We start from the raw sequence: 14,409 nt of genomic DNA, 5'->3' as shown, positions 1-14,409 counted from the left end.
TTGCCGGACACAATTCTCCCGCGCAGGCGACTCTCGATGAACCTTTCGCTGCTACTGCTTTACCTGCTCAGCATTTCCCTGCTGATCGTGACCCCTGGTCCGGTGGTCGCGCTGCTGGTCAACACCAGCCTGGGGGCCGGCAGTGGCCGGGCGCTGCTGACGATGCTCGGCACCAATGGCGCATCGCTGACACTGGCGTGGCTGGCGGCGCTTATCCTGAGCGGCAGCCTTTCGCTCAACCCACAGCTGATCAATGTCGTCAGTCTGGTCGGCTGCCTGTTTATCGGTTACCTGGGCGTACACGGGATCCGGGAAACATGCTCGGCGCCGGTCGGTGGCAGCTCGCGGCCGAAGACCGGCGAGCGGCGCAACGGATTCTTCAACGGTTTCCTGGTGGGCATTTCCAACCCCAAGGAGATTATCTTTTTCGTGTCGTTCTTTCCCCAGTTCATCCAGGTCACACCTTCCTTCAACCACAGTGTGGCATTGCTCGCCGTGCTCTGGGCGGTGATCGATTTCTCGGTCATGACCTTCTACATCCTGCTCGCCCGGCAATCCTTCGCGATCCGGCACCAGGCGAAGATCAGCTTCGCGTCCAGCGTCCTGCTGCTGCTGATGGCGATCTTCGGTGTTCTGTACGCGGCCAGGGCGATGTTCGCGAGCCTGTCTTGAACCGCGTGTTTTAGTCATGATTCGATCAATAAATGACAATTAGCGGCGCGCCACCGTTCTGCTAGGGTCTTTTTACCTGGACTTGAAAGTGCGGCTGATGAACCGATTCAATCAATATCGCTCGCCCGTCGATGGGCGGGCGAGGCTACCTTGAGGTCGATGAACGCGGAGTTTAGGGACAAGTTGCCGGGCTATTACGTTTAATACAGACTGCGCTATCAATGGATGATCCACTTCTCGGGAACGCAAACGTGGCCTACCGATTTTCGCTCACCTCCCGAATGACGCTGTTCATTTTCATCATCTGCGCGGTTCTCGTTGGCACCGACATCTGGCGCAGTGTCACCGCTCGCAAGGTTCAACTGAACGAGGTGACGACCGCCACCGCGAATCTTGCCTGGGCAATGTCCCAACACGCCGACGACACGATCAAGGAAGCCGACATTGTCCTGAGCGGGATTGTCGAGCGTGTCGAACACGACGGCACCGCCCCGTCGGCGCTGGAGCGGCTGCACCGGGCCTTCGTCGCGCGGCGCAACGAGCTCAAGCAACTCGATGGCCTCTATCTGTTCGACCGCGATGGCGGGTTGATCGCCAGTGCATTGCCTGGTCCTTTGCGCAGCTATAACAACTCTGATCGCGAATATTTCATCTTTCATCAGAGTCACACTGATCGAGGCGTGCATCTATGGGCTCCGCTACGCAGTCGGTCGACTGGCAAGTGGACCATTCCGGTGTCGCGGCGCATTGACACTCCAGACGGCGGCTTTGCCGGTGTCGCCGTTGCCACGATCGATATCGATTTTTTCTCACAGTTTTATAACCGCCTCGACATCGGCCAGGAAGGCGCCGTTACCCTGGCTTTTGACTCGGGTGTCATGGCGGTGCGGCGGCCATTCGAAGAACGCTTCATCGGCGCGGACATTTCCAGCGTCATGCTGTTCCGCGAGCACCGTCTACAGGGAGCGTTCGGTACATTTTCCACTGCATCGGCTCAAGACGGCGTGCTTCGCCTCAATAGTTTCCGCAGCCTGCATGACTATCCGCTGTTTGTCGCGGCAGCACTCTCGCAGAATGAAAACCTGGCCGCCTGGTGGTCGGATACGCTGTGGCATGCCACGGGTATCGGCTTGCTGGTCTGCGTATTGGTGCTTTTCGGCCTGCGCCTGACTCACCAGATCACCCTGCAAAGCAAAACGGAAAAGGAACTGGCCGCGAGCCTGGAAACGACGCGGGCGATCCTCGATACAGCGGTCAACCCCATCATCACCGTCGATGGCACAGGCAAAGTGCGATCGATCAACCGTGCCGGCCGACGGGAGTTCGGCTACGACACGCAAGAGATTATCGGTCGCGATGTCAGGACACTGGTACCGGAGTCTCACCTGGCCGCGTACAACGACTACAGCGCGCGGTTCTCGCAGGATGGCTTCACTGAAACCGGTAGTGGCGTGGAGTTGGCCGGTTTGCGCAAGGATGGATCGGTGTTTGCGGTCCACGTCTCCACCGGCTCGATGAAGGGCACCGAGGAACGCTGCTTCGTTTGTGTCATGACCGATATCACCGAACAGAAAAAACAGCGTAGCGATCTTGCCGCCATCCGTGACCATCTCCTGTTGGCCGCCGATATCGCTGAACTCGGTATTTGGTCGTGGAACCTTGGCGACGGTACGTTGCATTGGAACGATCGTATGTTCGAGATCTATGGCTACTCGCAGGCGTTGCTCGATAAGGGCCTGAACTTCGAGCATTGGCGTTCGCGCCTGCATGAGGAGGATGTGGATATCGTCATGACGGCGCTCGATGCCGTGATCGATGGACGCGAACAGCGTCTGCCGTTGTACCGCGTCGTACTTCCCGACGGGCGCATACGTCAAATAGAGACGCGAGTTCGTGTCGAACGCGATGCACGTGGCACACCGGTCCTCATGACGGGTATCAATCATGACGTGACGGCCCGACATGAGATGGAACTCAGCCTGCGTCAGGCCAAGGAGCAAGCCGACGCGGCGAATGCGGCCAAGTCGTCATTTCTCGCGAACATGAGCCATGAAATCCGCACCCCGATGAACGCGGTGCTCGGGATGCTCCATCTGGTCCAGTTCACCCCGCTCAATTTGCGTCAGCGAGACTACGTGAGCAAGGCGCAAACGGCCGCCCAATCGTTGCTGAGCCTGCTCAACGACATTCTCGACTATTCGAAGATCGAGGCCGGCAAGCTCCAGCTGGATCGACATCCGTTCGACTTCGAAGCCTTGATGCAAGACCTCGGTATCGTCTTGGCCGGCAATCAGGGCCAGAAGGATATCGAAGTGTTGTTCGATCTCGACCCGGCCCTGCCCAGCGACCTGATTGGCGACCGACTGCGATTGCAGCAGGTATTGATCAATCTGGCCGGTAACGCCCTCAAGTTCACCCTGAAAGGACAGGTCATCGTCAGCCTCGAACTCCTGGAACGTAGCGATGCCAGGGTCCACGTGCGGATTGCCGTCACGGACAGTGGCATCGGGATTACCAGCGAGCAGATAGAGCATATCTTCGAAGGCTTCAATCAGGCCGAAGCCTCGACCTCGCGCCGCTTCGGCGGTTCGGGCCTCGGGCTGGTCATCTGCAAGCGCCTGGTCAAGCTGATGGGCGGGGATCTGCGGGTGGAAAGCCGCCCGGATGTGGGCAGCCGTTTCTGGTTTGATATCTGGCTTGATGTGGATACGAGCCCAACGGCCAGGGACATCCCGCTCCACGCTGATCGGTCGATGCGTCTGCTGGTGGTCGACGACAACCCGATTGCCGCCGAGTTGCTGATGCGCACGGTGGCAACCCTGGGCTGGCAGGCCGACCTGGTCAGCTCTGGCGTTGACGCCGTGAGCCGGATCAGCGAAGCCGTCCATGGGGGAGAACGCTATGACGTGGTGTTGATGGATTGGCGGATGCCAGGCTTGAATGGTGTGAACGCGGCAAAATTGATTTGCGCGATAAAAGGCCGGGTACCGCCCCCCGTCGTCGTCATGATCACCGCCTACGGGCGCGAAATATTGGCCGAGAGTCAGGATCGGGGCGATGCGCCTTTCGCCGACTTCATCACCAAACCCGTTACACCGCGGCAACTGACCGAGGTCATTTTGCGCGCGCTGCAAGGTGTCACCTCGGCGACCGAGACTCCGGCACTCAGGCAAAAGCACTCAGGGCGCCTCAAGGGCCTCAACTTGCTGGTGGTTGAAGACAACGCCTTGAACCGTCAGGTCATCGATGAACTGCTCAGATCCGAGGGGGCAACGGTTCAGTTGGCCGAAGGCGGTTTCGAAGGTGTTCAATCCGTGACCACGGGGAGCAAGTCCTTCGATGCCGTGCTGATGGATGTCCAGATGCCTGACATCGATGGTTATGAAGCCACCCGGAGAATTCGAGCCGACCCGCGTTTTGTCACACTGCCGATCATTGCGATCACGGCCAATGCGTCCGACTCCGACCGACAATCCTGTTTGCAGGCGGGTATGGACGGGCATGTCGGCAAACCAATCGACATCGAGCAACTGGTTTCGGTGCTGCGCGCCTACCTTGACGCGGAACCGCCCCTGGCCCCAGTTGCCCTTTATCCGGGCATGACACAAGACGAGCTCATTGAAACCCGAGCTGCGATAGTCGAGCGGCTGGATGGAAACCTGAGTTTGATACGCAATGTCCTGAAGATGTTTGGCGCTGATACGGAAAAACAACTCGTGAACCTGGAAGAGCAAATAGCAACGAAAAATCTTGCAGGCGCCGCCCGTGTACTGCACACCATCAAAGGCACTGCGGGTACCTTGGGTGCCATTGCGCTTTCAAGAAGAGCCGATCAACTTGAGCAGGCCCTGACGGATGGCCAGGCGTCGACGACAGCCGCTCTTCTTGCCGATGAATACGCGGCTGAACTGAGGCAGTTACTGCAGGCCAGCATCGAGCGATTGACGAGTGTGTTCGCCGAGCCCGAGGGTCCGCTTGCACCGGCTGGAGAAGTTTAGTCTTTGGCTGAATGGCGAGGCCATTCAAAGGAAATATTTACACGGTTCAATGCTTCGCACCTGCAAACCATTACAGCCGCCGAAGCCTTGTCTGCCCAAACACATCCGGAACGACGAGCAGATTCAATCGGTTCCTCAAACAGGCCTTCGACAATCCAACTTCAGAAAAATAAATGCCCCGCTTTGTCGGGGCATTTGTTTTTTTGCATGGCGCTTTGCCTTGATTGAACTACCTTCAAACCAAGAGCAATCCATATCGGCCTGGGTTGCCCACATTTTGTTCAGCGATCAAGTAGTGGACCTGTCAGACCAGCGTCTGACGCTTGATCGTGCGCGGTACCAAGGGATATTGCTGGAACCCATCAGTGGTTTGGAGGGCCGCTCCGGGGCAACCCGGTCAGCCCACAGACAGCCCGTTCGGCGAGGATGTACCTACTATGAACTATCGTACCGTGCCTGCTTTCAAGACAATCGTTCATGGCCTGCTGTGGATGGGCCTTGGCATGGACGCGGCTCAGGCCGCGACGAGCAATTGCTCGCAATTAGCCAGTTTGCCCAGCGTGTTCGAAGTCGGTCAGGGGCTTCAGGATGAACTGCGCATGCCGGTTCCGATTACGCAACTGGCAGTGGGCGACCCGAAAATCGCCGACGTGCAAACCAGCGGCGGCAGCGCCTTTATCCTCACGGGCATCGCTCCGGGCACCACCAGTGTGATGGTCTGGACCGCCTGCTCGCCGACACCGCGCCAAAGCATGGTGTTCGTCAGGGGCAAGGCCACGTCGGCACTGACCAGCTTGTCCACGGTGCCTTCCGAAGACCCGCTGTTGCCGAGCCAGGTGCAGACCGATATTCGCTTCGTCGAAGTCAGCCGGACCAAGTTGAAAGAGGCCAGCACGTCGATCTTCGGCAAAAGCGGCAACTTTCTGTTCGGCTCGCCGGGCACCGTGCCCGGGGTGACGGTGACCCCTGGGCGCATTGGTAGTCTGGCGCCGAATATTCCGCTGAATAACGGCACGTTCAATATCGGCTTTGGCGGCGGCAATGTGCTGGGGATGATCAATGCCCTGGAAGGCAGTGGCTTTGCCTACACCCTGGCCCGGCCGAGCCTGGTGGCCCTCAGCGGGCAGAGCGCGAGCTTCCTGGCCGGTGGTGAAATCCCCATTCCGGTGCCCAGTTCGGGTAGCAACAACATCTCCATCGAGTACAAGGAATTCGGTGTCCGCCTGACCCTGACCCCGACCATCATCGAGAAAAACCGCATTGCCCTGAAGGTCGCCCCCGAGGTCAGCGAGCTGGACTTCACCAACGCGGTGCAGATCGCCGGCGTCCTGGTCCCGGCGCTGACCGTGCGCCGCACCGACACCAGCATTTCCCTGGCCGATGGCGAAAGCTTCGTCATCAGCGGCCTGATCAGCACCAACAACAGTTCCCAGGTGAACAAGTTTCCGGGCTTGGGCGATATCCCGATTCTCGGCGCGTTCTTCCGCAACAACACCATCAACCGCGAAGAACGCGAACTGCTGATGATCGTCACCCCGCATCTGGTCCAGCCACTGGCGGCCAACGCCCAACTGCCGTCATTGCCTGGCGAGCAGTTGCGCAATTACGACCCGAACTTCTACCGTATGTACTTCCTCGATAGCGGCGACTTCGACAATCGCATGGGACTTTCGCAATGAAAGCGCTCATCACCATAGCGGCGACAGTGATGCTCGCGGGGTGCGCGAGCAACGGCCTGTCTTCGGGACCGAGTAGCTGCGCGAGTCCAGGTTCGGACCAGCAGTTGAGCCTGAACCTGGCCGACGACATGATCAACGATGGCCGTTTGTATGCCAGCCTGGCGAACCTGGAAGGACTACCCGACAACCTGGTTCAGGTTCGCCTGCGCAAGGCGCGGATACTGCGCCTGCTCGGGCGTAACGAGGCCGAACCGTTGTATCAGGGCCTGCTCGGCACTTGCCTGGCCGCTGAGGGCGAGCATGGCCTGGGCCAGTTGGCCGCGGCCAGGAGCGATAACGCGGCCGCCATGGAGCACCTTGAGCGGGCGAAAAGGATGGCCCCCACCGACGAAAAAATCCGTAATGACCTGGGGGTCGTCTACCTCAATCAACAACGGATCAATGAAGCACGTTTCGAATTTCTGACCGCCATGGAACTCAAGCAGTCCGATGCACTGGCGGCGCTCAACATGGTGACGTTGCTGATCTATCAGGATAACTGGAAGCAGGCTGCCGAACTGGCGAACCGCGCCGGCCTGAGTCCAAGGCAAGTCACGGACGCGCAATCGCGCGCGGAAAAACTCAAGGCCCCAGGCAAGAAAGTGGTGGCCTCCAAGGGGACTCGCGCGGCGGAGGTCGTCGAGGCCTCACCCAGTGCGATCAAGTAGAAGATTCGAGGAGTCGAGATGAAGACCAAGAGGCTGTTGATAGTGTCCATGGCTTGCCTGTCCACGACCGCCTGGGCAATTGAGCCAGGACCCTCTTCGGCGCCGCAACAAGGCACCGAACAGTGGATGCAACTACAGATTCGCGGCGTGGTGGCCTCGCCCAAACTGCAAAGCGTTTCGGCCACCGAACGTGATCTGGCCATGCAGCGCTGGTTGAATAGCTTCACCTACCCGATTCCCGAGCATTTTGATCAGAAGGCATCGGGCAGCATGAGCAGCAAATGAGTCACCTCGGTAGGTGACTCAGGCTTACTTCGGTAGGGGCTCGTACTTACCTCAGGGAGTCCCGAAGGCTTGGAACACGCCGATCATGGCCGGGCCGATCGCGATCAGAAAGAAGCTCGGCCACAGACAGAAAATCAGTGGGAATATCAGCTTGGTACCAATTTTCGCGCCCATTTCTTCGGCTGCCTGCGTACGCCGGTCACGGAACTCATCGGCATAGATGCGCAGGGTATCGGCCACGCTGGTGCCGAAGCGGATGCTCTGCCCCAGGAGACTGACCAGGCCTTGCACATCTTCCAGCCCGGTGCGCACGGCCAGTTGCTTCAGCGCCTCGGTACTGCTGATGCCGGCACGGATTTGCGCATTGACCAGGGCCAGTTCCTCAGCCAGCTCGACCTGACTGACCGACATCTCTTCGGCCACCCGTTCAATGGTCGTCGGCAAGGCCAGACCCGACTCCACGCAGACCACCATCAGATCCAGCGCATCCGGAAAGGCCGCGCGCAGCCGGCCTTGTCGTAGCTGCTTGCGCTTGCTGACATACAGTCCAGGCAGTAACCAACCGACACCCGCTACCAGAATCAACAGCAACATGCCCGGGGCCAGGGTAAGCCTGGGAATCAGGGGTAACACCAGCAGCGCAAGACCGACCAATATCAGCGGCAGCAGCAAGCGCACCGCCCAGTACATCTGCACCGCCGAAGATGAGCGGTACCCCGCGTGTATCAACAGGAGCTGGGTTTCGGACGCCTGGGCGGCTTCAGTTGAACCAAAGCGCTGACCGACCCGCTCCAGCAACAGTTGCAGATTACCCGGCGCATCCGGTCCCGCCGCGCTGCCGAAATGCCCCCGCTTGATCAGCGCGAGACGCCGCCGCATCGGATCCTGAAGCCCCAGCAACAGGAGCATCAGGGTGGCCACCGCCAGCACCGCGCTCAAACCGATCGCACTGACGAACAACAGGCGTGCCAGCGCCTCGTTACCCGTCACCCGACTGAACAACCCGAGTAAATAGTCCATGACCCGCACCTCCGCGTAGCGAAAACCACTTAAACCTGAATCCGGATGATTTTGCGGATCCAGAGGATCCCGACCAACATGGCGCAAAAGGCCCCGATGATCAGCTTATGGCCGATCGGATCATTGGTCAGTACCGGCAGATAGCTGGGAGTTGTGACCAGGATCACCGCCGCCAGTACAAAAGGAATGGACACCAATACCCAGGCCGACATTCGCCCTTCAGCCGACAAGGTCTTGACCTTGCGCTGAAAACGGAAGCGCCCGCGGATCAGTCGACTCAAACGCTCCAGTACCTCGGTCAGATTGCCGCCGGTCTCGCGATGAATGAGGATCGACGTCACCAACATCATTACCGTCATGCTCGGCATACGCTCCAGCAGACCGAGCATGGCCCGGCGTACATCGTTGCCATAGTTGATATCGGAGAAGGTCAGGCCAAACTCATGCGCCACCGGCCCCTTGTGTTCTTCGGCAACCAGACGCAGGGTTTCGTTGAAGGGATGCCCGGCGCGCAGCGCCCGGCACATGGCATCCAGCGCATCCGGCAAGCCCTCTTCGAATGCCGCGAAGCGTTTGTTACGGTCACGGAGGATTTTCAGCAGCGGCAGCGAAGCCAGCACTACCGCCACCACCAGCGCCATCCACCAGGGTGACGCCAGCAACAGGACCAGGGCCGCGCCCCCCGCCCCCATGGCAATCCCGAGGAATAGCACCCGATAGGCCCGATATTCATGTCCGGACTGCTCGATCAGTTGGGTCAGATCCGCCATGAACGGCAGTTGTTCAAGCCAGGCCTCCAGTGGCGACAAGCGGGTCAGGTATTTCTGCCGCAGCACGGTCTGCATATTCGGCAGATTGTTGGCTTTCTCCAGCACGTGCAGGCGGCCACGAATGCGCTTGCGCATCTTGCCCGCCTCACCGAACACCGGCACCGTCACACCCTGGGCCAGGAGGAAGACGGCGATAAACACCATGCCGAGAAAAATCAGAATGAATTCACCGGATATAGCGTTCATGACTGCCGTCCCTCCATCCATTCAGGCCTGAACAGGTCGAGCGGCAACACGATGCCGCGCTTGCCCAGCACATCGCGAAAGGCCGGGATCATGCCGCTGGGCCGATAATCGCCGAGGACTTCACCGTGCTCGCCGATGCCACTGCGGGCAAACGAAAAAATCTCGGTCATGGTGATGATCTCGCCCTCCATGCCGTTGATTTCCTGCACGCTGACCAGGCGCCGCTTGCCATCCTCCTGACGCTCCAGTTGGATCACCACATCAATGGCCGATGCAATCTGCTGACGCATGGCCTTGATCGGGAAAGTCGCGCCGGTCATCGACACCATGTTCTCGATTCGCCCCAGCGCATCGCGCGCGGTATTGGCGTGGATCGTGGTCAACGAGCCGTCGTGGCCGGTATTCATGGCCGTCAGCATGTCCAGCGCCTCGGCGCCACGCACTTCGCCGATGACAATGCGGTCCGGGCGCATCCGCAGGCTGTTGCGCACCAATTCGCGCTGGCTCACCTCGCCACGCCCCTCGATGTTCGACGGACGGGTTTCCAGGCGCACCACATGCGGCTGCTGCAGTTGTAGCTCGGCCGAGTCTTCAATGGTGACGATCCGCTCATTTTGCGGAATAAAGCTGGACAGCACATTGAGCATGGTGGTCTTGCCGCTGCCGGTGCCACCGGAGATCAATACGTTCAAGCGTCCACGTACAATCGCCTTGAGCAGCAAGGCAATGGCCGGGGTCAAGGTCCCCACCTGGATCAGGCTGTCGGTGTTGAGCAGGTCCACGGCAAAGCGCCGGATCGACATGCTCGGTCCGTCGATGGCCAGCGGCGGGATAATCGCGTTGACCCGCGAACCGTCCTTGAGCCGGGCATCCACCAATGGCGAGGACTCGTCGATGCGCCGCCCCAGGCTGGAAACGATGCGGTCGATGATGTTCAGCAAATGCTGATCGTCGCGAAAACGCACATCGGTCCTCTGCAACTTGCCGAAGCGCTCGACATAGACCGAGGCATGGCCGTTGACCAGGATATCGGACACGCTGTGATCCGCCAGCAGCGGCTCCAGCGGGCCAAGACCAAGCACCTCGTCGGTGATCTGCTTGATGATCAACTGGCGGCTGATCGAACTCACGGGAGCTGAATGCTCATCCAGCAGACGCTGGCAAATATCACGAATCTGCCGTGTCGCCTCGGCCTGCTCAAGCGAATCGAGCAAGGACAGGTCCATGACTTTAAGCAATTGCTGATAGATCTTTTCCCGCCACTCGGCCTCCACCGGGGTGACCTGGCTCTTGGTCTCATAAAGAACGTCCGGCGCCGCGCGCTCCCATGCCATCAATTCCTCCGCTGGATCCAGCGGGTCGTCGCCCTGCGGGGCAAGCAACGATACGACGGGTTTGGCGGACTGTTTGCGCAGGCGGTTACGAAAGTCGCTGATCATGGCTCATCCCCTGAAAAAACGGTTAAGGGCGCGTTTGAGTAAGCCTTTGTTCCCAGCCATCTGGTTACCGGCCAACTGCTCGGTCATCGCGCGCACGGCGACGGTGATCGGAGCCCGCGGTGCTTGCAGCCCCAACGGCACGCCAGAGTTCTGGCTCTGGCTGACCAGGTTGAAGTCGTTGGGCAATTTCAACAGATTCACGCAGCGCAGCGCCTCGCCGATATCCTTGAGACTGATCGCCGCCGCCTTGTCATAACGATTGACCACCACCTGCAACTGATCCCCGCGCACGCCCAGATCTTCGCGAAGAATCCGCATCAGGGAGCTGGCATCGCGAAGATGGCTGACGCTCTGCTGCACCACGATGTAGACCCGGTCCGCCTGCTCCAGCACGGAGCTGGTGAGGTGGTCGATTTGCCGCGGCAGGTCGACAACCACCCAGTCATAACTTGAGCTGGCCAGATGCAACAAGGTATCGAGTTGTTCGGGCTGGGCATCCTGCGGCAGACCCAGCTCGCCGGCCCGCCCTCCCAGCACATGCAAGGTCGGGCTGAAGTGGCTGCAAAATCCACGTAACGCGACACCGTCCATGTCCTCGACCTGCTGCAACACCTCCAGATGGCTGTGCGACTGCGCCACATCCAGGTAATGCGTCACGCTGCCAAATTGCAGGTCCATGTCCAGCAACAGGGTATTGCCACCCTGGACGCTGAGCTGGTGAGCCAGGTTGCAGGCCAGCAAGGTACCGCCGGAGCCACCCTTGGCGCTCATTACGGCGATCAGTTTGCCTTCCGTGCCACTGCCGACCCGGACCTCAATGACCAGGCGGCTCAAGGCGGCAAGCAATTCCGTCTCGGCGATCGGCTCCGGCAGGACATCGCGAGCGCCGGCCTGCATCGCCAGGCGCATACCATCCTGCTCGCCCGGCAGACCGCACACCAACAGCGGCGGACGCTCATGGGCCGGACGCTGTAACAGCGCGGCCAGCTCCTCGCGCCACAGGTGGCTGACGCGCACCAACAACAGATCGGGCATCCGCTCCAGGCCGTAGAGTGGGTCGACATGTCCATTGCTGACCAGGCGAGTGCTCACTTCCAGGCTCGGTACGCGCTGGCAAACGCCTTGCAGATCACGCAACGCCGTGGCATCACGACTACTGATCAGCAATCGCAGCCCGGGTTTGCCGGTCGCTAGAGTTAATGGAGTTTCCTTTATATTCAGCATGGAGTGACCTCCCCCGATTCGGAGTGATGCCCAAGGGCTTCGCGTGGCAAGGTCGCCCTGAAGGTGGGCAAGCTAATGGGCACGCCAAACCCGGGAATGAATAAATTGAACACGTAGCCTTGCAGGCTCAGCTGGACATAACGGATCGCACGGAAGCCCGTGGCGCTGGTGGTGTCGGTGGGGTTGGCGACCACGGCACCGTTGCTGTCCAGATAGGTCAGTGTCAGATTGCCGGTGTTCAGATTGCTGATCAGCTGGCTCGAACCGGTATTGCCCGCGGCATTGAAGATCGCCCGCTGCAAGACGATCGGGTCGCTGATATTGCACACCGCCGCCAGGCGCGCGCCGCGCCGCACGGATTCATCAAGGGCATTCACGGTGAAATACAGGCGGCCCATTTCCAGCACGCCGAACAACAGAATGAACACCAACAAGCCGATGAAGGCGAACTCCACCGCATAGACCCCGCGCATCTGTTTGCGATTCATCACAGAACCCTCATGACAGTCGTGGCAACCAGCGGAATACTCAGCGCAATCGGAGTGGGGAACAGTCCGCTAATCGAGCCGGTACAATTGCCTGCGCCGATCACCGGGCAGAAGGTGTAGGTGATGGTGACCTGCACGTGGTCGGTGCCCAACGCGGAGACCGCCACATTTGCGGTCGTCAACCCCGACACCACTGCGGTCCCGGTGTTGGCAGGCACGCCATACACCGCCACGTTCTTCGTATTGGTCTGCAACGTGCTGCTCAGGGCGACAGTTCCGAGCGTCGAATTCCAGGCCTGACTGGCCACGTAACGACCCGCATCACGGCTGGCCTGCAACAGGGTGTTGTACTGAAACAGCATTCGGCCAAACTCACCGAGGGCCAGCAACAGCAGCAACAGCAATGGCAGGATGAGGGTGAACTCCACCAATGCCATGCCTTGCTCGTCCTTGGGCTGTTTAAACGCACGAAGTCCCATGACGCCTCCTACGAGTCGTTGCTCGGAGTGCCGCTACCATTGATATAGGTTTTATAGAGCTGAATGATCTGCGGGCCGGTATCACCCGAAGGATTGGGACCCGGCACGTTGTCGCCTTCGCACTCCTGCACGAACTGGCCGAAGATCTCTGAGGTGCTTCCCGTGCTACCGGCCGGCTGCACCACGAAATAGCAGCCAAAACCCAGGACGGGAATCGAAGTGGCGCCGTTATTTTGTCCAGTGCAGTTGCCAATCACGACTTTCAGCATCCGTCGTTCGAAGACCCCACCGCTCTGGCAACCACTGCCTGTGCCGGCGACACACGCGGCAGAGCTCGCCAGCCAGTCGTTGTAACCGAGCACTGCGTTGCCGCCAGCGGTGAGCGTGCCGTTGCTCGCCGTGACGGGCTGGCCCTTGTACTCCGCCCGCGGCGGTGTGCTTGAGCTGTTCCAGATAATCACGGGGGTGCTATAGCTGACGATCAGGTCGGGCGGATACTGCGCGGCGCTGACCGGCCCGTTGTACTGACCGAAGCGGGTGTTCAAACCCTGGGATGTCGGGCCAACCTTGTTGCCCGGCGCGGTCGTGACATTTTGCCCGACGCTGCGGCACTCCGAGCCGCCTCCGGCCAGGTCATCCCGGACCGTACTGCCACCCGAACCAAAATCGAGCAGTTGAAAGTTGCCTGGGCCAATCGCGGACGAAGTGCCGGAGCCCGTTTTCAAATCCTGCAAATCGCCGAAGTGGTAGCCCCAGAACACCCCGGTGCTCGGGCTGTACTTGGTCGGGTCGCCACAGACCATCAGCGGGGCGAGATCACAGGGGCTGGTCGGACTCGGTCCGGCGGTGGCCATCGCCGCCACCGCCTTGTTGCCCAGACCGGCAGTGCCCAATGACTGGACGAAACTCCAGAAAAAACCGCTCAGGCGATAGCTCGGTACCGTTACCCGAACATAGGTGGCATTCGCCGGCCCCGGATAGGAGAACGGCCCATAGACGCTGTTGGCCAGTTCCACCACCGCGAAGGTGCCCGCGCCGCCGCCGATGGCCGTGGCCAATTCGCTGTTGCCGCTGGCATTGGCATTGAGCGTCAGCGTATTCAGCGCGGCAGTGCGCGTGGTGCTGGCAATGCCGCTACCGCCGGTGACCTGACTCAGGGTTTTGGCGCCACTCAGGGCCGCGGCGTCCACCGCATTTTGCAGGCGGGTCTTGTTCAGCAGCAGGTGGCCGCCGTCCAGCGCCAACGCCGCCATCATGGTGATCGCCGCCAACGCGATCACCATCAGTACGGTCACCGATCCCCGCTGGCGCCTTGGCGTTATCGAAAACGGCTGTTGAATTCGAGGACACATCATCAATCCCTCACTTGCCGAGACTACTGCCTGGGTGTCCAGGCGCCGAT

The 14,409-nt window shown here is 60.0% G+C and carries 12 protein-coding genes; 5 read left to right on the top strand and 7 right to left on the bottom strand.

Going from position 1 to position 14,409, the window contains the following annotated elements; genetic code table 11:
* Positions 1-36 precede the first annotated feature (36 nt).
* The 5 genes from PFEN_RS08845 to PFEN_RS08825 all read left to right on the top strand — a co-directional run bounded on the left by PFEN_RS08845 (position 37) and on the right by PFEN_RS08825 (position 7,341).
* Positions 37-672, top strand: coding sequence for a LysE family translocator (locus tag PFEN_RS08845; RefSeq protein WP_191486467.1), 636 nt, complete (start codon positions 37-39; stop codon positions 670-672).
* A 251-nt stretch (positions 673-923) separates the two neighbouring features.
* The gene (locus PFEN_RS08840; RefSeq protein ID WP_191486466.1) at positions 924-4,670 is read left to right on the top strand and encodes a response regulator; all 3,747 of its coding nucleotides are present in this window, start codon (positions 924-926) and stop codon (positions 4,668-4,670) included.
* Between the two features lie 437 nt (positions 4,671-5,107).
* Positions 5,108-6,349 carry a type II and III secretion system protein family protein gene (locus PFEN_RS08835; protein WP_191486465.1) on the top strand — a complete coding sequence of 414 codons (1,242 nt, stop codon included), beginning with the start codon at positions 5,108-5,110 and terminating at the stop codon, positions 6,347-6,349.
* Positions 6,346-7,056, top strand: coding sequence for a tetratricopeptide repeat protein (locus PFEN_RS08830; protein WP_191486464.1), 711 nt, complete (start codon positions 6,346-6,348; stop codon positions 7,054-7,056). Before PFEN_RS08835 ends, PFEN_RS08830 begins: the two co-directional genes overlap by 4 nt.
* A gap of 18 nt (positions 7,057-7,074) precedes the next feature.
* Positions 7,075-7,341, top strand: coding sequence for a DUF3613 domain-containing protein (locus tag PFEN_RS08825; protein ID WP_191486463.1), 267 nt, complete (start codon positions 7,075-7,077; stop codon positions 7,339-7,341).
* 51 nt (positions 7,342-7,392) lie between these two features.
* Here the strand turns inward: PFEN_RS08825 and PFEN_RS08820 are convergent, their stop codons facing one another.
* From PFEN_RS08820 to PFEN_RS08790, 7 genes are read right to left on the bottom strand one after another with little or no spacing between them, the layout of a single operon-like run.
* Positions 7,393-8,361, bottom strand: coding sequence for a type II secretion system F family protein (locus tag PFEN_RS08820; RefSeq protein WP_191486462.1), 969 nt, complete (start codon positions 8,359-8,361; stop codon positions 7,393-7,395).
* 29 nt (positions 8,362-8,390) lie between these two features.
* Complete coding sequence (locus PFEN_RS08815) at positions 8,391-9,377, bottom strand: type II secretion system F family protein (RefSeq protein WP_191486461.1); 987 nt, start codon at positions 9,375-9,377, stop codon at positions 8,391-8,393.
* Positions 9,374-10,816 carry a CpaF family protein gene (locus PFEN_RS08810; protein ID WP_191486460.1) on the bottom strand — a complete coding sequence of 481 codons (1,443 nt, stop codon included), beginning with the start codon at positions 10,814-10,816 and terminating at the stop codon, positions 9,374-9,376. Before PFEN_RS08810 ends, PFEN_RS08815 begins: the two co-directional genes overlap by 4 nt.
* A gap of 3 nt (positions 10,817-10,819) precedes the next feature.
* Positions 10,820-12,040, bottom strand: coding sequence for an AAA family ATPase (locus PFEN_RS08805; RefSeq protein ID WP_191486459.1), 1,221 nt, complete (start codon positions 12,038-12,040; stop codon positions 10,820-10,822).
* Positions 12,034-12,528 carry a TadE/TadG family type IV pilus assembly protein gene (locus tag PFEN_RS08800; protein ID WP_191486458.1) on the bottom strand — a complete coding sequence of 165 codons (495 nt, stop codon included), beginning with the start codon at positions 12,526-12,528 and terminating at the stop codon, positions 12,034-12,036. Before PFEN_RS08800 ends, PFEN_RS08805 begins: the two co-directional genes overlap by 7 nt.
* Complete coding sequence (locus tag PFEN_RS08795; protein WP_191486457.1) at positions 12,528-13,007, bottom strand: TadE/TadG family type IV pilus assembly protein; 480 nt, start codon at positions 13,005-13,007, stop codon at positions 12,528-12,530. The genes PFEN_RS08800 and PFEN_RS08795 overlap by 1 nt, the downstream gene beginning before the upstream one ends.
* A gap of 8 nt (positions 13,008-13,015) precedes the next feature.
* Positions 13,016-14,362, bottom strand: coding sequence for a TadE/TadG family type IV pilus assembly protein (locus PFEN_RS08790; RefSeq protein ID WP_191486456.1), 1,347 nt, complete (start codon positions 14,360-14,362; stop codon positions 13,016-13,018).
* Positions 14,363-14,409: the final 47 nt, after the last annotated feature.

The sequence above is a fragment of the Pseudomonas sp. FEN genome (assembly GCF_904067045.1).
Classification (GTDB): Bacteria; Pseudomonadota; Gammaproteobacteria; order Pseudomonadales; family Pseudomonadaceae; genus Aquipseudomonas.
The sequence above is the reverse complement of the archived record's forward strand: the minus strand, read 5'-3'. Positions and strand labels throughout refer to the sequence as shown.

Coding starts and splice junctions, on each gene's coding strand:
- PFEN_RS08845 (WP_191486467.1), top strand. CDS start 37: ATGAACCTTTCGCTGCTACTGCTTTACCTGCTCAGCATTTCCCTGCTG.
- PFEN_RS08835 (WP_191486465.1), top strand. CDS start 5,108: ATGAACTATCGTACCGTGCCTGCTTTCAAGACAATCGTTCATGGCCTG.
- PFEN_RS08830 (WP_191486464.1), top strand. CDS start 6,346: ATGAAAGCGCTCATCACCATAGCGGCGACAGTGATGCTCGCGGGGTGC.
- PFEN_RS08825 (WP_191486463.1), top strand. CDS start 7,075: ATGAAGACCAAGAGGCTGTTGATAGTGTCCATGGCTTGCCTGTCCACG.
- PFEN_RS08820 (WP_191486462.1), bottom strand. CDS start 8,361: ATGGACTATTTACTCGGGTTGTTCAGTCGGGTGACGGGTAACGAGGCG.
- PFEN_RS08815 (WP_191486461.1), bottom strand. CDS start 9,377: ATGAACGCTATATCCGGTGAATTCATTCTGATTTTTCTCGGCATGGTG.
- PFEN_RS08810 (WP_191486460.1), bottom strand. CDS start 10,816: ATGATCAGCGACTTTCGTAACCGCCTGCGCAAACAGTCCGCCAAACCC.
- PFEN_RS08805 (WP_191486459.1), bottom strand. CDS start 12,040: ATGCTGAATATAAAGGAAACTCCATTAACTCTAGCGACCGGCAAACCC.
- PFEN_RS08800 (WP_191486458.1), bottom strand. CDS start 12,528: ATGAATCGCAAACAGATGCGCGGGGTCTATGCGGTGGAGTTCGCCTTC.
- PFEN_RS08795 (WP_191486457.1), bottom strand. CDS start 13,007: ATGGGACTTCGTGCGTTTAAACAGCCCAAGGACGAGCAAGGCATGGCA.
- PFEN_RS08790 (WP_191486456.1), bottom strand. CDS start 14,362: ATGATGTGTCCTCGAATTCAACAGCCGTTTTCGATAACGCCAAGGCGC.